15 protein-coding genes are annotated in these 20,652 nt (G+C 47.5%); 6 read left to right on the top strand and 9 right to left on the bottom strand.

The window, feature by feature from the left end:
* Nucleotides 1–2: 2 nt before the first annotated feature.
* The 5 genes from addB to KFE96_RS17400 all read left to right on the top strand — a co-directional run bounded on the left by addB (nt 3) and on the right by KFE96_RS17400 (nt 7,973).
* Complete coding sequence (gene addB, locus KFE96_RS17420) at nt 3–2,990, top strand: double-strand break repair protein AddB (protein ID WP_255833810.1); 2,988 nt, start codon at nt 3–5, stop codon at nt 2,988–2,990.
* Nucleotides 2,983–6,405: a double-strand break repair helicase AddA gene (gene addA, locus KFE96_RS17415; RefSeq protein WP_255833808.1), complete on the top strand. Its 3,423-nt coding sequence runs from the start codon at nt 2,983–2,985 to the stop codon at nt 6,403–6,405. The genes addB and addA overlap by 8 nt, the downstream gene beginning before the upstream one ends.
* Before the next feature lie 137 nt (nt 6,406–6,542).
* Nucleotides 6,543–6,860: a thioredoxin gene (trxA, locus tag KFE96_RS17410; protein WP_255833807.1), complete on the top strand. Its 318-nt coding sequence runs from the start codon at nt 6,543–6,545 to the stop codon at nt 6,858–6,860.
* A gap of 121 nt (nt 6,861–6,981) precedes the next feature.
* Nucleotides 6,982–7,419, top strand: a complete 438-nt coding sequence (locus tag KFE96_RS17405; RefSeq protein ID WP_255833806.1) for a DUF1801 domain-containing protein — start codon at nt 6,982–6,984, stop codon at nt 7,417–7,419.
* An 8-nt stretch (nt 7,420–7,427) separates the two neighbouring features.
* On the top strand, nt 7,428–7,973 hold the full coding sequence (locus KFE96_RS17400) for a DUF1697 domain-containing protein (protein ID WP_255833804.1): 546 nt from the start codon (nt 7,428–7,430) through the stop codon (nt 7,971–7,973).
* Here KFE96_RS17400 and KFE96_RS17395 read toward each other — a convergent pair whose 3' ends face one another.
* The 9 genes from KFE96_RS17395 to KFE96_RS17355 all read right to left on the bottom strand — a co-directional run bounded on the left by KFE96_RS17395 (nt 7,974) and on the right by KFE96_RS17355 (nt 16,947).
* Entirely contained in the window at nt 7,974–9,314 is a 1,341-nt protein-coding gene (locus KFE96_RS17395; RefSeq protein WP_255833803.1) for a folylpolyglutamate synthase/dihydrofolate synthase family protein, read from the bottom strand.
* A 27-nt stretch (nt 9,315–9,341) separates the two neighbouring features.
* Entirely contained in the window at nt 9,342–10,214 is an 873-nt protein-coding gene (accD, locus tag KFE96_RS17390; RefSeq protein WP_255833802.1) for an acetyl-CoA carboxylase, carboxyltransferase subunit beta, read from the bottom strand.
* Nucleotides 10,215–10,233: 19 nt separating this feature from the next.
* A complete protein-coding gene (trpA, locus tag KFE96_RS17385; protein ID WP_255833800.1) occupies nt 10,234–11,055 on the bottom strand; it encodes a tryptophan synthase subunit alpha in 822 nt (273 codons plus the stop codon).
* Nucleotides 11,056–11,069: 14 nt separating this feature from the next.
* On the bottom strand, nt 11,070–12,278 hold the full coding sequence (gene trpB, locus KFE96_RS17380; protein WP_247017455.1) for a tryptophan synthase subunit beta: 1,209 nt from the start codon (nt 12,276–12,278) through the stop codon (nt 11,070–11,072).
* Nucleotides 12,279–12,307: 29 nt separating this feature from the next.
* Entirely contained in the window at nt 12,308–12,952 is a 645-nt protein-coding gene (locus tag KFE96_RS17375; protein WP_255833799.1) for a phosphoribosylanthranilate isomerase, read from the bottom strand.
* Nucleotides 12,952–13,893, bottom strand: coding sequence for an NINE protein (locus KFE96_RS17370; protein ID WP_255833797.1), 942 nt, complete (start codon nt 13,891–13,893; stop codon nt 12,952–12,954). The genes KFE96_RS17375 and KFE96_RS17370 overlap by 1 nt, the downstream gene beginning before the upstream one ends.
* Nucleotides 13,894–14,736, bottom strand: a complete 843-nt coding sequence (locus KFE96_RS17365; protein WP_255833796.1) for a crotonase/enoyl-CoA hydratase family protein — start codon at nt 14,734–14,736, stop codon at nt 13,894–13,896.
* 66 nt (nt 14,737–14,802) lie between these two features.
* Nucleotides 14,803–16,251 carry a hypothetical protein gene (locus tag KFE96_RS17360; RefSeq protein WP_255833795.1) on the bottom strand — a complete coding sequence of 483 codons (1,449 nt, stop codon included), beginning with the start codon at nt 16,249–16,251 and terminating at the stop codon, nt 14,803–14,805.
* 57 nt (nt 16,252–16,308) lie between these two features.
* A complete protein-coding gene (locus tag KFE96_RS17355; RefSeq protein WP_255833794.1) occupies nt 16,309–16,947 on the bottom strand; it encodes a B3/4 domain-containing protein in 639 nt (212 codons plus the stop codon).
* Nucleotides 16,948–17,513: 566 nt separating this feature from the next.
* On the opposite strand from KFE96_RS17355, the gene KFE96_RS17350 reads away from it, so the two are divergent.
* Entirely contained in the window at nt 17,514–20,573 is a 3,060-nt protein-coding gene (locus KFE96_RS17350) for a TonB-dependent receptor domain-containing protein (protein ID WP_255833793.1), read from the top strand.
* The last annotated feature ends 79 nt before the right edge of the window (nt 20,574–20,652 follow it).

The raw sequence follows: 20,652 nt of genomic DNA, 5'->3' as shown, positions 1-20,652 counted from the left end.
ACGTGGTTTCTTCACCCACCATATATACGGTTGATCCTTCTGTTTCGTTCGTGGATGCACTTGCAAGTGGCCTTCTTAAAATGGCAGGTGGAGATCCTGTAGGCCTCGCGGAGATGACAGTGCTTGTGCCAAACCGCAGGGCACAACGTTCATTGCAGGATGCATTCTTGCGGCTGCTTGAGCACCGCACCACACTTCTACCTGTAATGCGGCCTATTGGTGATGTGGACGAAGAGGAAATCAATTTCCTGGGTGCTGGGATGCCGGTTGATCCTTCAGATATTCCGCCCGCAATTGCATCAGCACGGCGGCAAACTCTGTTAATGCGGCAGGTCATGGCATGGGGGGGCTTTGGTGAAAAGCTTGCGCCCGCGCAAGGGTGGAGGCTCGCTGAAGAACTAGCGAAATTTATGGATCAGGTGGATACGAAAAACTTGAGCTATGAAACTCTTACTGAACTTGTACCGGAAAGCCTTTCTGAGCATTGGGATATCACGCTGCAGTTTTTAAAAATTGTAACTGAAGCCTGGCCGCTTATTCTTGAAGCAGAAGGGGCGATTAATCCTGTAGTGCGTAGAGATGCACTCCTTCGTATGCTTGCATCTGTTTGGCATGAAAATCCGCCTAAAGGTAAGCTAGTTGCAGCGGGTTCTACAGGTTCTATTCCTGCCACAGCGGAACTGTTATCTGTGGTGGCGCGATTGCCGGAAGGCATGGTCATTCTACCCGGAGTAGATCACATAGCGAGCGATGAATGCTGGGACCTGATTGATCCTACCCATCCGCAAACAGCGATGAAGAACCTGTTGGAAACAATGGGTGCTTCACGGCATGAAATTGAACCATGGTCACATGATCTCCTGGATGCCAATTATGGCCGTAGTAAGTTTTTCAGGGATGCATTACTCCCTGCTGCACTGACCCGCAATTGGCGGCAAATGAATTACAGGGATAAGGCCACTGAAGAGCTCTTTGCTGGTATCGATGCCATTGTTGCACCAACCCGCCGCGAGGAGGCAGATAGTATTGCGGTTTTGATGCGTGAGGTGCTTGAAGAGCCAGGTAAAACCGCAGCGCTTGTAACACCTGATCGCCAGCTAGCACGGCATGTGCGTGCTAGTCTTGGTCGTTGGGGAATTGATATTGACGATTCTGGTGGTGACCGCGCTTTAAATACAGTCCCGGGACGCTTGTTTGGTTTAATTGCAACCGCTGTTTCTGACCGTTTGGCACCAGTGCCGTTTTTAGCGGTATTACAGCACCCTTTGGTTTCCCTTGGGCGATCCCGACAAGAATATCTCGAATTTGTCCACCGATTAGATCACGGTGTGCTCAGAGGCGTTAGACCTGCGGGCGGCGCTGATGGTCTTTTGAAACGAGCGTCGGTTGCTGCAGAAGATGGCCGTAATCGCTTCCAGAAAGATGATATTCCATTTCTTGAAGAAGCACTGGATGCATTCTTGCCGCTTCTTGGCGCATTTGATAGCGATGCTTCCCTTTCTGAGCTTTTAAGAGCGCATATTGAATGTGCAGAAATGCTGGCTGCAAATGATACTGAGACGGGCAGTGATGCTTTGTGGCGAGGTGAAGCAGGATTGGCGCTTGCGGATAGTTTTGCAGAACATATTGAGCAGACGGCTGACCTGAAGGAAATCTCTGCGGAAAGCTATGCTCCGTTGTTCGCTGAAATGCTGTCGCCTGCAATGGTCCGCCCCGTATGGCGTAAACACCCACGGTTAAGCATATGGGGTCCGCTTGAGGCGCGTTTGCAGCGTGCAGATGTGATGGTATTGGGTGGTTTGAATGAAGGCGTGTGGCCCGGCGAAATTAAAGCTGACAGCTGGATGAACCGCCAGATGCGCCGGGAGTACGGCTTGCCACCTCTGGAACGGCGTATGGGGCAATCAGCTCATGATTTTATGCAGGCTGCATCGGGAGGCAAGGTTTACCTTACGCGCGCTGAAAAAGTAGACGGTTCTCCAACTGTGCCGAGCCGTTGGTGGTTCCGTATTGAAGCGCTTGCAGGACGCGAGATACCACGCGCTGAAAAATATGTTCAGTGGGCAGGCTTGCTTGCCAAAACAGAAACCAAGCCTGTTCGAGCACCGGCGCCTAGGCCGCCGCTTGAAGCACGGCCTAAACGCTTATCTGTTACGCAAGTGGAACAATGGATGCGTGACCCTTATGGGCTTTATGCGAAACAGGTACTGGGCCTCAGAACGCTTGATCCTGTAGATGACAGACCAAACGCAGCGCAAAAGGGTACACTCCTTCACGAAGCGCTTGAACTCTTCCTGAAAGAGAGGGGTGCTAAATACGGTGATGAAGGCTTGGAGCGCCTTATTGCTGTAGGGCGTCGTGTATTCGAACCCGTAATTACCCAGCCTGCCGTTTATGCATTCTGGTGGCCCCGGTTTGAGCATATCGCTAAGTGGTTTGTAGCCAATGAGGAAAAGCGCCAGAAGTCTCATGAAGTTGCACTTGTAGAGGGCTGGGGAGAAGCAACAGTTCCGCATACGGATTTCAAAGTGTTTGCCAAAGCGGACCGTATTGATCGTGTGAAAGAAAGCGGCAAGCTGGAAATTATCGACTACAAAACGGGAAATATTCCAACAGCCAAGCGTGTTGCGGCGGGATTTGCTCCTCAGTTGCCACTTGAGGCATGGCTCGCTGAAGTAGGTGGCTTTGACGGCATCACCGCAAGTGCGGTGGAAGACCTTATTTTCTGGGAACTGAAGGGCGGTGACCCTATCCAGCGGCAGGCGAAGCCTATCAAAGATATTGAGCATGCTGTTTGGGCTGCTGAAGATGGTCTCAGACGCCTTGTGGAAGCTTTTAGTAATGAGGGAACACCTTATCTATCTAACCCACGTCCAAGCGAGGCAGGGTACGGGGATTATGATCATCTTGCGCGGGCCAAGGAATGGCGCGGTAGTGAAAACACCGAAGATAACTTGAGCGGCGCGTTAGGGGAGAAGGCTGATGGCTAAACCCCGGATGACCTACGAGCAAGCTCGCGCTACAACACCTGACCTCACTGCATGGGTGGGGGCGTCGGCAGGTACAGGGAAAACCCACGTACTGACCGCACGTGTTTTGAGGCTTATGCTCACAGGAACACGGCCTGAAAATATTGTTTGCCTCACTTTCACCAAGGCCGCGGCAGCGGAGATGACAAACCGTATTTTCGAAGAATTAGGCCGTTGGGCGTTGATGCCAGATGAGGAGTTAAGCGCTGAAATTAACCGGCGTACTGAAGAGTATGCGGATGAAGAAATGCTCGTACGTGCCCGGCAGTTGTTTGCAGAAGTGCTTGATTTATCTCCGGGGCTTCAGATCCAAACATTCCACAGCTTTTGTCAGTCCCTTCTTGGGCGTTTTCCACTTGAGGCTGGGATGGCTCCCGGTTTTGAAGGTGTGGATGAAGCCGAAGCCCGGGACCTTATGGCGGGCGCCAAAGATCAGATGCTGGCAGCCACCCGAAAGCCGAAAAATAAAGACCTGCAAGACGCACTTTCTGATGTCGCAAAACTGGTTACTGAAAATACTTTCGATGAGGTGATTGATCGCCTGTCATTCGAGGCGTCAACACTGAGTCGTGCTGAAGCAGAATATGGTGGTATTGATGGACTTATCGCGGCGCTTTATAGAGCGCTGGAAGTCACGCCGGGGGATAGCCCTTCGCGCGTTGTGAAATCAGCACTTGATGATCAGGTGTTTGATACGAACGGCATTCATAAACTCGGCATGGCAATGCTTGAAGGGAGTGCTGCGGAAGCGAAAAAAGGCGATGCACTCTGTGCCTTTATTAATGCCGATACGGCAAAGCGTGAGCAGTTATTTGGTGATTACAAGCTTGTTTTCCTGACGGCTAAGGACGAAGCCCGTGCCCGAGTTGCTAATAAGAAGACGGTGGAAGGTGATCCGGGGCTTGTTGATGTAATTGAAAAAGAACAACGTCGTCTTATCCATATCGCAGACACTATGCTCCGGCTGAAAGCTACGGCAGCGACTGCATCACTTTTGAAACTTGGATCATCTCAGCTCGCGCGGTACCATTTCCTTAAGTCCGAACGGGGGCTTGTGGATTTTGATGATATGATCCAGAAAACCGTTGGACTGTTTCGCCGAGCGGATATTGCACCTTGGGTGCTTTTTAAACTGGATGCAGAGGTCGAGCATATCCTTGTGGATGAAGCACAGGATACTAACCGTGATCAATGGCGTGTGGTAGAGGCGCTAGCCGCTGAGTTTTTTGCTGGTGAAGGTACGACAGATAAAGTGCGCACGCTTTTCGCAGTGGGCGATGCGAAGCAATCTATTTTCTCTTTCCAGCGTGCTGACCCCAAAGAATTTATCGCCGCAAGAGACCGGGTGTTCCGCCAAGCTTTTGAAGCAGGCATGTATGCGGATAATGTGCCTCTAAATCTCTCTTTCCGCTCAGGCGAAGCTGTGCTTAGCCTTGTGGATAAAGTTTTTGAACGGGAACACCGGGCATCCATCGGGCTTTCGCCTGATGATGAAGACGTGAAACATGATTTTATCCGCAAAGGGCATGGCGGCCTTGTGGAGATGTGGCCACTTGAAGCACCGCAATCTACAGCCAAGGAAGATACGCCTGAATGGGCGCTGCCGCTCACGCAAGAAAGCGTGGATGACGCGGAAGAACGTACTGCATGGCGGATTGCCCGCCGTGTGAAGGCCATGATCACCAGTGGTGAACTACTTGAAAGCCAGGGGCGTCCTATCCGTGCTGGTGATGTATTGGTGCTTGTGCGCAGGCGTACGGGCTTTGTGGATCATCTCGTGAAAGCGTTCAAAAGCCTCCGTATCCCGGTTGCGGGGCGTGACCGTATGGTGCTTACGGAAGAACTTGCAGTGATGGACCTTCTTGTACTTGCCCGTTTTGTCTTGCAGCCGAGGGATGATTTGAGCCTTGCAACGGTGCTGAAAGGCCCGTTTGTTGGGTTTGATGATGATGCGCTGTTCGAACTGGCCTACGGCAGAAAGGCATCTCTTTGGAATGCACTTCTTGCCAAGGCGAAGGAACCCAAGTTTGCCCGTGCTGCTACACTTTTGACCAAGCTCCTTAATGCAGTTGACCTGAAAACACCCTTTGAGTTTTTTAGTTATCTGCTGACTGATTTGGGAGGCAGGAAATTGCTGGTATCGCGCCTTGGTGAGGATATTCATGATCCGGTTGATGAACTGCTTGAAGAAGCTCTACGGTTTGAGCTTACAAGTGCTGCGTCCATGCAGGCCTTTGTGAAGGCGGTGGATGATAGCGGTATGCAAATCAAACGTGACCTTGAAGCCGCTGGCGATAATGTACGGATCATGACGGCACATAGCGCGAAGGGCCTCCAGGCTCCTATCGTATTTTTGTCTGATCTTGTTGGTTTGCCCGATGTAACCCGAGATACTCGTCTTCTTCCTCTAGAAAGCGCAACAGGGGGCAGTCCTATCCCGTTCTGGACATCACCCGCAAAGGGGCTTCCGCTTGTGGATAGTATGAAGGCAGATGTGAAGCATAGGCAGCTTGCTGAATATCGCAGGCTTCTGTATGTAGCGCTGACACGGGCTGAAGACAGACTTTATATTGCAGGCTGGCAGGGGCGCGATGAACCGTCTGATGACTGTTGGGCGGTTGCAATTGAAGAAGGTTTCCACAGGCTTGGCGCTGAAAAGGTGCAAGCGGGTGATATGGAAGTGCTGCGTTATGAGGTTCCTCAAACACTTGAAGTAGTTGCAAAGGAACTGAAGCAGGATGCGGCTGTGGAGCAAGTAGCACCTGACTGGCTGTTTGATATCATGCCTGAAGAACCTGTGCCGCCAAAACCACTTGCGCCTTCAAAGCCGGAAGAAGAACCATCGGTTTCCAGCCCGTTGGTGCGGACAGATGAGAAGCGCTTCCAGCGCGGCAGATATATTCATGCGCTCCTACAGTGGCTACCTGATTTATCTGTCGCTGATCGTGAAGAAGCGGCCTTCAGATATTTGAAGCGCACAGCAAGTGATCTTACCGATGCTCAGCATGAGCAGCTTTGGCAGGAAGTTAATCATATCCTGAGTGATGAGAGTTTCGGTGCTCTCTTTACTTCGGGAAGCAAAGCAGAAGTTCCTATTGCAGGTATTGTGGCTGGTCGAGCGATTTCAGGGCAGGTTGACAGGCTCGTAGTAACTGAAAATGAAGTGCTGGTGGTGGATTATAAAACCAACCGCCCGCCACCCGAACGCGTTGAAGATGTACAGCAAGTGTATGTTCGGCAGATGGCGCTTTATGCCAAAGCTTTGGAAGGTATTTATAAGGATAAAACAGTGCGAGGTGCCTTGCTGTGGACAGACGCATCACGCCTGATGGAACTTCCCAAGCCTATGTTAGATGCTGCCCTGAACAGTGTTTAAATATTACAATATATAGAAATATTCACGGCTCCGTTACTAAACCTTGACCCTGAGGGGCCGGGTACTTACTTTATGAAACCAAGGCCCTGAAGGGCGAGTATTTATGATGCGTATGCACAAACAGAAAGATTGTACCAATGGCTACTATCACAGTAACTGATGCGAACTTTAAAGAGCTTGTACTAGAATCAGACAAGCCAGTTCTTCTTGATTTTTGGGCACAGTGGTGTGGCCCATGTAAAATGATTGGCCCTGTACTGGAAGAGATTTCCAACGGTCGTGATGATATTGTAATCGCTAAGATGGACATTGATGAAAATCCAGAAACACCGACAAGCTTTGGTGTTCGCTCCATCCCTACAATGCTGATTTTTAAAGGTGGCGAATCTGTTGCAACAACAATGGGTGCAAAGCCAAAAGCACAGCTTGAAGCTTGGATTAATCAGTCGCTCTAATAGAGATTAGAACTCTTAGTGAATTAGAAGGCACCTATTGGGTGCCTTTTTTGTTTTTGGGTTACCTCTTTCTTGGAAGGCGGTTTCCAGATAGTATTTCCAGTGGAAGTGGGAGATATAGATGGCGGAACTGAAAACCAAAGAAAATGATGCGAGTGTTGAGGCATTTTTGGAAGCTGTTGAGCATAAAAAACGCCGCGAAGATGCGCTTGTCATAAAAGAAGTGTTTGACCGTATTACTAGCTGGCCCGCTAAAATGTGGGGAGCTTCAATCGTTGGGTATGGGTCTTATGATTATAAATACCCTACCGGCCGAACGGGTACATGGATGATCACTGGTTTTTCCCCCAGAAAAACATCACTTACCCTGTATATCATGCCGGGTTTCGGCAGGTATGAAGAATTAATGTCCAGGCTTGGAAAATATAAAACCGGGAAAAGCTGCCTTTATGTAAACAAGCTTGAAGATGTTGATATGGAAGTGCTTGAGGAGCTGATCAAAGCATCTGTGCAGCATATGGTAGATAATTATCATAAAGATAACCCTGTTTGCGGATAGGTGGACGTATGACAGTTTGGATCGTGCTGCTTCGCGGCGTGAACGTTGGCGGTGGCAAAAATAACACCATCATTATGAAAGACTTCAAGGTTATGCTTGAAGGGCTTGGGTACAAAGGTGTGAAAACTTATATCCAGAGTGGTAACGCGGTTTTCAGTACTTCCGGAACTAGCGCAGGAACTATCAAGCAAGAAGTAGGTGAAGCTATTGAGCGTACATTTGGTTTCTTGCCGCAAATTATGGTGTTGAAACGAGAGGCGTTTCGGCAAAAGTTCACTGACAATCCATTTCCTCAAGCTGAAGATGAACCGAAAACGCTGATGATCTGCTTTTTAGAACGAGAGCCTGATGCGCCAAACTTTGATAACATGAAGGAACTGCAGGCAGATACTGAAGAGTTTCAGCTTAAGGGGGATACATTTTATTTTTATGCACCAAAAGGTATTGGCCGATCCAAACTTGCCGAGAAACTTGAGCGTCTGCTCGGCGTACCTGTTACCGCGAGGAACTTGCGTTCAGTGGGCAAGATACTCGAGCTTGCAGAAGTTTTATAACTATTCTGGATAAAGCTCTGCTTCACGAAGGACATGGCCAGCCAGGTAGAGTGAACCGCCAATGAGTACAAATTGCTTGCGGTTTAGATCCGGTTGGTTGGCGACCATTTTCAGTGCGCTCTCCACATCCTTGGCGATGGTGCCACTGATGCCAATATCTGTTGCTGCTGCGGCCAGGAAGGAAGGCTCTGCCGTATTTTCTTCACCGGGGATTGCAACGGCGATGACGCGGTCAATAACTCCTGAGAGAGATTTTAAATACCCTGCCGCATCTTTTGTGCCCATCATACCAAGAATGAGTGTTACTGATTTTTCGACAGGGTCCAATTTCCTGAGATGGCTTTTGATAATACGTGCGGCAGCGGGATTATGGCCGCCATCAAGCCATAGGTCGGCCTCTTCAGGGAGTATCTTGTGCAGACTACTACCGTTCAGGCTTTCCATGCGTGCAGGCCAGCGTACCCAGCCAAGCCCTGCTTTAATAGCGGCATCAGGAATATGTACGGCTTTTTGTGCGTGTAGTGCGGCGATAGCTGTTGCAGCATTTAAAATCTGGTGGTCACCAGCGAGGTTTGGTGACGGCAGGCTTAAAACTGTTTTCCAATCTTCAAACAGGAAACCTTCGCCATTTTGGGTCGCTTCTGCGTGCCAGGATTCATCGCAGTGGAGTGGCTTTACATTTCGTTCGGCAGCAATTTCATTGATGCGGGTAAGCGCATCTTTTGGCTGAGGCCCGACAACAAGGGGGCAGCCTTCTTTGATGATACCGGCTTTTTCACCTGCAATTGCAGTGATGGTGTCGCCTAGGAATTGTTCGTGATCAATGCTGATAGGTGTAATCACTGTACAAACTGGTTTCGTAACAACATTAGTGGCATCTAATCTGCCACCAAGACCCACTTCCAGTATGCAGAGATCAGCGGGTGTTTCTGAGAAGGCCAGGAGAGCGGCGGCGGTAGTGATTTCGAAGAAAGTGATAGGTTCACCGCCTGTTGCTTCTTCGCAGCGTTCTAAAAGCTCTGTAAGGGCGTCTTCTTCAATAATTTTGCCTGCAATGCGAATGCGTTCTGCAAAGCGCACGAGATGAGGTGATGTATAAACATGAACGCGGTGGCCCGCAGCTTCTGCAATAGCGCGAATAGTAGCCGTGGTGGAGCCTTTGCCATTCGTGCCAGCGACATGGATAACAGGTGGTAGTTTATCTTGAGGATTACCGAGCGCTTCAAGGATGCTGTGCATCCGATCAAGCGAGAGGTCGATCAGCTTTGGGTGAAGCTTCATCAGCCGCGCCAGAACAGCATCTGACGCGGAGGTATCATACCGTGATTGGTCTGTTGTCATTTAAACTCGGCACCACTAGGGCTGAGATTACTCAGCGGCTGCTTTAACGTTTCTACCGCCCATTAATAGCGACAAAACCTTACCAAGTTCTTCACGCATGTTATGGCGGTGTACCACCATATCAACCATGCCGTGGTCACGTAGGTATTCTGCACGCTGGAAACCATCAGGTAGTTTCTCACGGATTGTTTGCTCAATCACACGTGGGCCAGAGAAAGCGATCATCGCACCTGGTTCTGCAATCTGAATATCGCCAAGCATCGCATATGACGCAGAAACACCACCTGTTGTTGGATCTGTTAGAACCACAATGTACGGCAGGCCAGCATCACGAAGCATTTGGAGGGCAACCGTTGTACGCGGCATCTGCATAAGAGACAGAATACCTTCCTGCATACGTGCGCCACCAGAGGCCGTGTGCATCACAAACGGAAGGCCAAGGCGTAGTGCTTCTTTGGCGCCAGCAATAATGCCTTCACCAAGCGCCATACCCATAGAACCGCCCATGAAGAAGAAGTTCTGGATACCAACAACAGCTTCCTGGCCGCCGATTTTACCAACACCAACTTTGATGGCATCTTCATCGCCAGTTGATGCACGCGCTGCTTTCAGGCGGTCAGTATATTTTTTTGTGTCTTTGAACTTCAGTGGATCAATATTCACCTTTGGAAGATCAAGAAGTGTGTAATTGGCGTTATCGAAGAGAGCATCGAAACGATCTTTTGGCGGTACACGGTCGTGGTGTTCACAGTGTGCACAAACATATTGGTTCGCGATGAATTCTTTCTGGAAAATCATCTGCCCACAGTTTTTACACTTGTGCCAAAGGTTATCTGGCGTTTCCCGTGCATTCAGCACTTTTTGAAGTTTCGGTTTTACATAGTTGGTGAGCCAGCTCATGAGACCACCCTTTCTCTACTTAACGTCCGCTCTTAACACCATCCGCTAATTCGCGGGTGAAGTCCAGAACCTCTTGTACTACACCATCGCGGATGGTGCCATCATCATTTATGCCTGCTTCAATCAGATCAACGATTGCCGATCCAACAACGGCGGCATCGGCTCTTGCCGCTACGGCAGCCGCCTGTTCAGGGGTGCGGATACCGAATCCTACGGCAACTGGCAAGTCTGTATGTGATTTAATACGCTGAACTGCAGTGCCAATATCATCAGCAGTTGCAGATTTCCCGCCGGTTACACCAGCAACCGCTACGTAATAAACAAAACCACTGGCGCCGTTCAGAACCGCAGGAAGGCGTTCATCGTCAGATGTTGGTGTCGCAAGGCGGATAATATCAACGCCTTTCGCGTTTGCTGGAATGCGTAGTTCATCATCCTCTTCTGGTGGTAGGTCAACGACGATCAAACCATCAACGCCAGCTTCAGCAGCATCTAAGCAGAAGCGCTCAACACCATATGCGTATACTGGGTTGAAATACCCCATTAGTACAATCGGTGTGCTATCGTTTTCTTCGCGGAACTCACGCACCATTTCAAGCGTTTGCTTCATAGAAGCGCCAGCTGCGAGGGAACGCTGTGCTGCGCGGTCAATGGCTGGGCCATCGGCTGCTGGGTCAGAGAAAGGCATACCAAGCTCGATGATATCCGCGCCAGCGGCAGGCAGGCCTTTGAAAATTTCCGTTGAGATTTCCCGGTTAGGGTCACCAGCCTGTATGTAGGTTACGAAGGCTGCGCGGTCTTCAGCTTTAAGGGCTTCAAAACAAGGCTTTAAACGAGACATAACTATTTCCGCCCTTAAATTTCTTCACCAAGTGCTTCAGCGACAGTGAAGATATCTTTGTCGCCGCGACCGGATAGGTTCATAACCATGATATGATCTTTTGGAAGCGTTGGTGCCATTCTCATTACGTGGGCAAGCGCATGGCTTGATTCAAGAGCAGGGATGATCCCTTCCATCTTGCAGCAAAGTTGGAATGCTTCCAGTGCTTCATCATCTGTCGCTGATACATAATGTACGCGCTCTTGTTCATGCAGCCATACATGTTCCGGCCCAATGCCAGGATAATCAAGGCCCGCTGAGATAGAGTGAGCTTCCTGAATTTGACCGTCTTCACTTTGCAGAAGGTATGTACGGTTACCGTGGAGGACACCGGGTGTGCCGCCCGCGATGGAGGCTGCATTTTTATCTGTATCTACGCCGTGGCCTGATGCTTCCACGCAGTAAGCTTCAACTTCAGGATCATCAAGGAACGGATGGATAAGGCCAAGCGCGTTTGAGCCACCACCAATACAAGCTACAAGGCTGTCTGGCAGGCGACCTTCAAGATCAAGGATTTGCTCGCGGGTTTCGCGACCGATGATGCTTTGGAAATCCCGCACCATCATTGGGTATGGGTGAGGGCCTGCAGCTGTACCGATGATATAAAAGGTATCGTGAACGTTGGTCACCCAGTCTCTGAGCGCATCATTCATTGCGTCTTTAAGCGTCGCAGAGCCAGATGTAACAGGCTGAACCTCAGCACCCAGCATTTTCATGCGGAACACGTTTGGTTTCTGGCGTTCAATATCCACAGCGCCCATAAAGACCGTGCATTTAAGGCCAAAGCGCGCTGCAACAGTAGCTGTTGCCACACCGTGCTGACCAGCACCTGTTTCGGCAATCACACGGGTTTTTCCCATACGTTTAGCAAGCAGTACCTGCCCAATCGCATGGTTAATTTTGTGGGCGCCAGTATGGTTCAACTCTTCACGTTTGAAGTAAACCTTGGCGCCGCCTAAATGTTCCGTAAGGCGTTCAGCGTAATAAAGTGGGCTTGGGCGGCCAATATAAACTCGGTTAAGTTCATCCAGCTCCGCCAGAAAAGCTGGGTCCTTGATGGCTTTCTGATATTCTTTTTCAACATCCATCACGAGCGGCATCAGTGTCTCAGACACGTACCGTCCACCATAAATACCAAAATGGCCCTTTTCATCCGGGCCAGTGCGATAACTGTTCAGCGCCATAACTTGCTCACTCTTACTGTTTGGGGAGTTTATGTAGCGCTTTTTACGGCTTGAAGAAAGGCTTCGATCATCACATTAGATTTTTTACCCGGTGAACTCTCCACACCAGAAGAGATATCAAGGGCTTGAGCATCACTTTCTTCAATTGCCTGCTGTGCATTCTCCGCAGAAAGACCACCGGCCAGCATCCAGCGGTAAGGTAATTCCTGACCTTTTAAGATATTCCAAGGGAAGGAAACCGCATTTCCGCCCGGGAGGACGGCATCTTTTGGTGGTTTAGCGTCAAAGAGAATGCGATCTGCAATTCCGGTAAATGGATCAGCTTTCTTAAGATCTTCTAATGTACTAACGCCCAACGCTTTGATGATGCGTACACCGAACTTTTCTTTGATACGTTTTGCGTCCTCTGGAGTCTCACTGCCGTGCAGTTGTACGACATCAAGAGAAAGGGCATTGATTGCCTGCTCGAGAAGTTCGTCAGAAGCGTTTACAAACACGCCAACCCTTTTGGGGCCTGAAGGTAATTTCGGGCCGAGAGAGCGAGCCGCTTCTATGGTAAGATTACGCGGGCTTTTTTCAAAGAACACAAAGCCAAGCCAGCGCGCACCAGCGTGGGCAGCCGTGTCGGCATGCTCAACTTCCGTAATGCCGCAGATTTTAACGTCAGCAGTCATCAGGCGTGATGTTGTTTTGTAAGGAGTGGATCAGGTGCCCATAGACGTACAGGGCGGCCTTTACCATCAGTGAAGACACCAAAGAGAATAAGCACAAGATCAATCAAGAAACCAATCCCAAGGAAGCCGATAGTAATGAGATAAAGAAACCCTGTAAAAGGACGCCTTACATAAAAGCGGTGAATACCAAAAATACCAATTAAGAAACAAAGAATAAGGGCAACAGAGCGATTTTTGGGAGAAGATGTTGCGTATAGTGCTTCTTTTTGTGTTGTGTAAGAGCGGCCAGTTTCTGGGTTTTTTCCCACTTGTGTTGGTTTTAATTCTTGAGAGATACGAGCAACAATTTTTGCAGCGATTGATTCCTGAATAGCAAATAAATCATCGCCAACTGCAGTGAAACGATCAGACCAGATATTAGCGCCAGAATGATCCACAAGCTGTGCTGATACACGGATTTTATCGTCTTGCATGCGCACGCTTGTTGAAAGCACATAGCCAACACTTAATGTCCGTGCAATCTCCTGGGGGCCAAGGCCTTGGGACGCTAACTGAGCGACAGTGTTTTTTTCAGGTGTCGCTAATTTTGCTTTTTGTAGATCTGCAAGAAGCTCTTCAATTAGACCATCAGAGAAGTGCTCTTGGATATCACCAATTTCTTTTATGGGCAAAATAGCGATTGCGGTTTTTCCGCCGAATTCTGGAGAAGGCCCTGGTGCGTCAATGAAACTTGTATCTCGTACGCCTGTTGCTAGGGCAGTTGATCCTGCATTAGGGGCGATGCCAAGAGCTTGTGTAGGTGTTTCACCACGCATGCGCTGCATGATGATTTTGCCGTTCGTTAACGCAACCGTTGTTATTGCGAAAATTGCGGCGATGCCCCCAAGGACATCACCATATTCTTTTAGCCATTCAATGATCGGCGTTAACGATTCCAGCATTTAGTCGTCACTTTCGAGCAAATCGGCGAATTCGACCTCCTGACGTGTGAGGGCCGCACTCGCAGCTTTCATTAAATCTTCGCCCAGCAATTGGCCACTATTCCATGTTGCTACATAGTCCAGCCCATCGCGAACGGTATGATCCCTAGAATGATTAAGTACCGCTTTTGTACCACTTACTGCAAGAGGGCTTTTTGATGCAATGAGTTGTGCCATTTCTTTTGCTGTATCTAATGCAGCTTCTGCTGTTGGCAGAACTCGGTTTACAAAACCGTATTTATCGGCTTCTGCACTGGTGAATTTGCGGCCAGTATAGGAAAGCTCTCTAAGTATTCCTTGGGGTAGGTGATGAGGCATGCGCTGTAGTGTGCCAACATCGGCTACAATTCCGACATTCACTTCCTGTATGGTGAAGTATGCATCTTCCGTACATACCCGCATATCCGCGGCGGAAATAAGATCAATACCACCTCCCAGGCAGGCGCCATGTATGCAGGCAATTACGGGAGCGCGTGTTTCTTCTAGAGCGGTAAAGCAATCTTGTAGAAATAAAATGTGGCGGCGCAGTTTTTCCCGAACACGAGCAGGGTCACCATCATTGCCTCCGAGAACTGAACCGCTTTCTTTTAGATCAAGGCCTGCTGTGAAATGTTTTCCGTTTGCGTTTAAAATGATCGCTCTTACAGCGGGGATAGTATCTAGTTTTCGGAAGGCTTCGCCAATTTCACGGAACATGGCGCCGTTCATGGCATTCAGTTTGGTTGGACGATTAAGGGTGACTGTAGCGACATGACCATCTACCGCTACATCTAGTGTTTCATATTCGAAGTTTTCTGCGCTCATAAAATTACCCTTCAAGAAGCTGTTTTCCTGAATATTGGGCAAATTCGTCTACCGACCAGTTAAAGGCTATTTTTGAAAACTAGATTGCTTATAGAGGGACATAAGCTCAGTGAATGAATTGGCTTTTGTTAGATCTGTGCCAATTGTACCTTTTGAAAACCAGTTTTTTGCAAATTTGCGGAGGTTTCGATTTTTGAGGTTTTTTTTCATAAAGTCTGCAAAATCTTCGTTCAAAATGCCTGTTGAGGCATATGTGATCTGAAGTTCTTTGATAAGGTCAAGGAAACGCTCCTGCCCAAGGCTATCATGCAGTACCGCAAAATAAACCGCGCCGGTTAGGTAAGCTAAATCCGTTATATCTTCTTCACCATAGTTCTGTAGTGGAGTCGCTGCATGATCAGGTATATTCAATAGCCGTTTTTTTGCGCGCTGAAAAAGATCTTCTTTGTAGTTGGGGAGATTATATTCTGCATCGAAATGTTTGGAAATTACACCTTCCAGAAAAGTAGCTAAACCTTCGTTCCAGCGGCTTGGTTTGCTTACGCGTTCTTTTGGATGCCAGATGTGAGCGAGCTCATGATAGAGTTCATTGTAGTTTTCTTCAGAGAATGCAGCACTATCCTGAATGATAAGTCCTGGCATCCTCTGAGAGCCATATCCTTCAGGAATGGCTGTAATAGTTAATTGGCTTTTGCCGTGAGGGGCCATGAACCAATTTTCCAGAAGCGCTAGCGTTTTTTCTGATTGTTTATGTAAAGAACTGGCTGCAGTTGCCTGACCTTTGAAATGGTTAAGGGTTGCAGATGTATTCTTGAACTGGTGATAGGGTGCAATGGGAATTACAGTGAAGGGTATCTTTCCATTACTCTTGAGATCATATTCCACTCGACCTTCAAGTAGTTTGGTGGCTTGTATGTTCAGGTTGCCCGCAGGGATGTATCCCTCCGGAAGTTCCAGTGTTATTCTCGTGGAATAATTTTGAAGACGAGCGGCTGCACCGAGGCTTGATTGTTTTGGCTCGGTGATGACTGGAAGTGAAAAATTTTCTGTTCTTAAAATAGTAAACTCTGAAGAGAGATACTCTTTCACATATTCCATACCACTTGAGGTAAGTGGTAATAAACTTCCTTCGAAATAGAGAGTAATCTCCACTATTTCTTGTTTTTTCAATGCAGTTGGTAAATCAATTGAAACAGTATTTAGTTCAAGGGTAGGCCAATCTTTTATGCCTGTGACTTGCTGTGTGAAATGAAGAGGTTTGTTGTTTTTTGTGACTTTGGAAATGCGAAGGCCTGGGTTCAGAAGTGCTGGTATGGTCTTTGTTGCTTTTCCTGTTTGATTGCGCAAACGCAGCCAAGAAGCAGCTTTCATTTTGCCGGTTTCAGGTGTTTTGTCGAGATGGAGTTTAAGAGCGTGATAGGTGTTTAAAATCTGAAAATACTTATCATCTGCAGCTGTTGCCTGACCTTGCAATAGCAGAGTGAATGAAAAAAATAGTAGTGAAATGATACGCATAACATAGCCCTTCTTTATGTATGTTATACTGTATCATGTTCTTTTATAGATCAAGCTTTAATCGGGTGTGCAAAATCTGCTTATGAGCGTATCTGCGATTTCTGCAGCTGCTTCTATATGTTCAACATCTATATTGATGCCATATAGTACGAATAGAAGTTTGGTAGTTTCAGGTGTTATCGCCGTTCTTGCGCTATCAGAAAAAGGGGTGCCAAAAGAGCCGTTATCATCAGCTAAAAGCGGGAGGTTTTCTATATTGATATTGCCTTTGCTAACGCTGGGGTATGATTCTCCTTCGTGACCTTTTCTGAGGGTAATGTCGCCAGATATCTTATCTGCATCGTAACAACCTACGGGGACTCCCGTCATTAGGGAGACCAAATTGCCACAATCTACAATGTTATTAACAAGATATAAGTTCTTTCCTGCCAGAACTCTACGGGTGAGTGCTTCAGAGGATGGGCGATAACGACTTGGGTCTTTACCAAGCGTTTTGAATGCTGTACGTACCGCGTTAATTACAGGGTCTGCTGACGCGGCCTCGCCAAGCAATTCTTGCATCCGTACTTCAGCACCGTCTTCCATAGTGTGGATAAGCGCTGGTCCTGACGTTTTAACCTCAACGGAATAATCTAAAATACCCATGTGAATGGGTAGGTTTTTCTGAGAGAAAATAGGGTCGATGTGTAATTGCATGAAGGCTTCCTTGATTGATTCTTTTCTCTCATAAACGCATTCATTTTCAAAATATACTATTAGTTTATTATATAAAAATACGCGCTTAACGTGTTAATTTATAGTTTATATATTATAAACCATAGTTATAAATTTATAGTATTAATCATAAAAGTATAAAAGTAATCAGAAAATTATTTAATTTTGAATAGTAAAATAATTCAATGAAAGTTTATTTTTTGGATTTAATTTTTTATACAATTTTTTTTGTAAGTTTAGATAAGTATTTATTTTTAAATAATACTATTAATTAAATATTATATACATAATTTATGAATCATAATTAACTAATATTTACTTACAAATTTATATCTATAAATAAACTGTAATTAACATAAGTAAAAGGCGTGACTTAAAGATCACAATGCTTTGAAAATGTTGTGATCCTCTCAATCTATACTAACCATTTAGCTCGGAAAATTCCCGCCGACCGTGAAACTTTATGCCTATTAGCAAGTCGCCGCAGGGCTAGTTGGGGGCTTGCCAATATTCAACTAAAGGCAACAACAAAGGGAAGGAATTTCAAAGTGATAGATAATCTATCTTTATTCCGCCGCGCAGCATTACTGGGGAGTACAGCTGCAATTGCTATGGGCATGTGTAGTGTGTCCGTGGCCGCACAAGATGCAGACGACACCGAGGTAGAGGAAGTAGTTGTAACGGGTTCACGTATTTCGCGCCCAAATATCACATCTTCAAGCCCAATCACGGTTCTGGAAGCAGAAGCATTTGACGTTCTAGGTGCTGTAGATACCATCGATCTGGTAAATCAGCTGCCACAAGCGTTTGTAGCACAGGATAGCTCTTTTGCGAACGGTGCGAACGGTACATCAACATTGAACCTTCGTGGTCTGGGCGCTATCCGGACACTCGTTCTGGCAAATGGTAAGCGTCTACCATATGGTTCACCAACAGCAGGTGGTTTCCCATCTGACCTTAACCTTATTCCAGCTCAGCTTGTTGAGCGTGTTGAAATCGTTACAGGTGGTGCATCTGCGGTATACGGTTCCGACGCGATCGGCGGTGTAGCAAACTTCATTTTGAAGAAAGACTTTGAAGGCATTGAGCTTGATGCTCTATATGGTTTCAACCAGAGTAACAACAGTTCAGACTTTGCTCGTCAGGCTCTTGAAGCCGTGGGCGAAGACCCTGTACAGGGTAGCGTAACAGATAACGGAACTGTAGATATTTCAGGTGTTATTGGTGCAAATCTAGATGATGGCCGTGGTAACGTAACAGCTTACTTCCGCTATCTTGATTCTAACGGTACTCAACAGGGCGATCGTGACTTTGCCCGTTGTGCGCTAGTTGGCGGTGCATCTCCTCGCTGTCTTGGTTCTGGTCAGGGCCCATTCCCGACAGTATTCGTACTGTCAGCGGTAACAGCGGCTGACGGAACCCAAATTCCAGCGCAGAACTTCTCATTGAATGGCGATGGCTCTCTTTCTGAAGGGCAAAATAACCCATTCAACTTCAACCCGTTTAACCCAATTCGTCGTGCGATCGAGCGTATCAACGCTGGCTTCTCTAGCCGTTACAATATTACGGACAGCATTGAGGCATACGCTGATTTTGGGTACACGCGTTCTAACTCACCGCAGATCATTGCACCTTCAGCTGCATTCGGTTCAACAATTAACCAGGTGAGCTGTGATAACCCACTTCTAGGTGATAACCTTACAGCTATTTGTGGTGTTCAAGATGCTGATGGTAACTTTGCACGTGACCCGGATGGTGATGGCGTTGTGCAGGCACAGGTTCGCCGTCGTTTCGTAGAAGGTGGCCCGCGTACAGATACACGTACTCTTGCTAACTACCGCTTGGTATATGGTCTACGTGGTGAACTGGATGAAAACTGGAACTGGGATGCCTTCGGTCAGCTTGGTCGTACAGATCTTACACGTCTTCAGTTTAACCAGGTTACACTAACTAACCTTGGCCGTGCTCTTGATATCGTTTCAGATCCGGTAACTGGTAACCCAGTTTGTCGTTCTGTTGTAGATGGTACTGATCCTTCGTGTATTCCATTCACTACTGCCTATGATCCAAACGCAGCTGTTGATGCTGATGCTCTACGTCAGTATGTTGATACACCAACGCTTACTCAAGGTTCAATTAAACAGACAGTATTCGGTGGTACTATTAATGGTGACCTAACTGACTACGGTTTCTCAACACCATGGGCTGATGATGGCGTTGCGGTTCTATTCGGTTTCGAATTCCGCCGTGATAGCCTTCAAACGCAGGCTGATGGTACTAACCAATCTGGTGACCTTGTAGGTTCTGGTGCTGCTGTACTACCGACAAACGGTCAGACAGAAGTGTATGACTTCTTCACAGAGGTTCAGGTTCCTATTATCCAGGGTGCTGAATTTGCGAAAGAGCTTACATTCACTGGTGCTTACCGTCGTTCTGAATATCAATCAGAAGATATTCTGAATGGTGTTGAAGGTGGTGATCTTGGTACAGATACATATGCGTTTGGTCTCTCTTGGGCTCCAATTGATGACATTCGCTTCCGTGTTCAGTATCAGCGTGCGATCCGTGCACCAAACATTGGTGAGCTTTTCATTCCTGTAAACACAGGTCTACAAAGTGCATCTGACCCATGTTCTGGTGCTATCGGTTCAGAAAACCTGACTGCTACAGCTTCACAGTGTGCAAACACAGGTGTAACAGCAGATCTGTTTGGTAATATTCCACAGGATTCAGGCCAGTTGAATACACAGACTGGTGGTAACATTGGTCTGGTGCCGGAAACATCTGATACATTCACTGTTGGTGTTGTAATTCAGCCAGAAGCAATCCCTGGTCTGAGCGTTTCTCTAGATTACTACAACATTGATCTGAAAGACGTGATTAGCACAATTCCTGCTCAGGATACTTTGAATAACTGTCTAACAACAGGTAACCCAGTATTCTGTAACAACGTTCAGCGTGGCCCAGATGGCTCTCTTACTTTCTTCCCACGCGAGTTGGCGTTCGTAAGAGCAACAAACCAGAACATTGGTGCTAGTACTGTATCTGGTGTCGATGCACAGGTTGCATATAACTTCGCTCTTGGTGAAGGTTATGGTGACATTGCGTTTACATATACAGCTACATATCAGATCGAGAATTCTCTCGTACCTGTTCCTGAACAAGGTAGAGTGGATTGTGTTGGTTTGTTTGACATTACTTGTACAAACCCATCGTTCGAATACCGTCACATTGTGAATGTTAACTGGCAGACACCATGGGATATTACTGTTGCAGCAAACTGGCGTTACTTTGGTGCCCTTGACCGTATCGCTTCTGTAGAGGTTGATCCAGTAGACCGGATTATCACTACATTTGCTGATAACGGTGATGGTGATCTACTAGGCGCGAGACTTGGTGCGCAGAATTACTTCGATCTGACAGTATTCTGGGATGCAACAGAGAACGTACAACTACGTGCTGGTGTACGTAACCTGTTTGATAATGATCCTCCAGTACTTCCAACATTCGGTCCTTCACCGACTGTGAATGTTGAAGCAAACACTATTGCTGGTACTTATGAAGCTGGTGGTCGTTTCATCTTCTTCGGTGCTAAATTCAGCTTCTAATCCCTAGATAGAGAAGCTTAATCTCCCTAAACACGAATGCCCGGCTAATGGCCGGGCATTTTTTTTGGCAGAAAGCATG

It is taken from the genome of Kordiimonas sp. SCSIO 12603 (assembly GCF_024398035.1).
Taxonomy (GTDB): domain Bacteria; phylum Pseudomonadota; class Alphaproteobacteria; order Sphingomonadales; family Kordiimonadaceae; genus Kordiimonas.
The sequence above is the reverse complement of the archived record's forward strand: the minus strand, read 5'-3'. Positions and strand labels throughout refer to the sequence as shown.

What these genes read in the sequence shown, in the direction of transcription:
- addA (WP_255833808.1), top strand. Translation starts at nt 2,983, where the DNA reads ATGGCTAAACCCCGGATGACCTACGAGCAAGCTCGCGCTACAACACCT.
- trxA (WP_255833807.1), top strand. Translation starts at nt 6,543, where the DNA reads ATGGCTACTATCACAGTAACTGATGCGAACTTTAAAGAGCTTGTACTA.
- KFE96_RS17405 (WP_255833806.1), top strand. Translation starts at nt 6,982, where the DNA reads ATGGCGGAACTGAAAACCAAAGAAAATGATGCGAGTGTTGAGGCATTT.
- KFE96_RS17400 (WP_255833804.1), top strand. Translation starts at nt 7,428, where the DNA reads ATGACAGTTTGGATCGTGCTGCTTCGCGGCGTGAACGTTGGCGGTGGC.
- KFE96_RS17395 (WP_255833803.1), bottom strand. Translation starts at nt 9,314, where the DNA reads ATGACAACAGACCAATCACGGTATGATACCTCCGCGTCAGATGCTGTT.
- accD (WP_255833802.1), bottom strand. Translation starts at nt 10,214, where the DNA reads ATGAGCTGGCTCACCAACTATGTAAAACCGAAACTTCAAAAAGTGCTG.
- trpA (WP_255833800.1), bottom strand. Translation starts at nt 11,055, where the DNA reads ATGTCTCGTTTAAAGCCTTGTTTTGAAGCCCTTAAAGCTGAAGACCGC.
- trpB (WP_247017455.1), bottom strand. Translation starts at nt 12,278, where the DNA reads ATGGCGCTGAACAGTTATCGCACTGGCCCGGATGAAAAGGGCCATTTT.
- KFE96_RS17375 (WP_255833799.1), bottom strand. Translation starts at nt 12,952, where the DNA reads ATGACTGCTGACGTTAAAATCTGCGGCATTACGGAAGTTGAGCATGCC.
- KFE96_RS17370 (WP_255833797.1), bottom strand. Translation starts at nt 13,893, where the DNA reads ATGCTGGAATCGTTAACGCCGATCATTGAATGGCTAAAAGAATATGGT.
- KFE96_RS17365 (WP_255833796.1), bottom strand. Translation starts at nt 14,736, where the DNA reads ATGAGCGCAGAAAACTTCGAATATGAAACACTAGATGTAGCGGTAGAT.
- KFE96_RS17360 (WP_255833795.1), bottom strand. Translation starts at nt 16,251, where the DNA reads ATGCGTATCATTTCACTACTATTTTTTTCATTCACTCTGCTATTGCAA.
- KFE96_RS17355 (WP_255833794.1), bottom strand. Translation starts at nt 16,947, where the DNA reads ATGCAATTACACATCGACCCTATTTTCTCTCAGAAAAACCTACCCATT.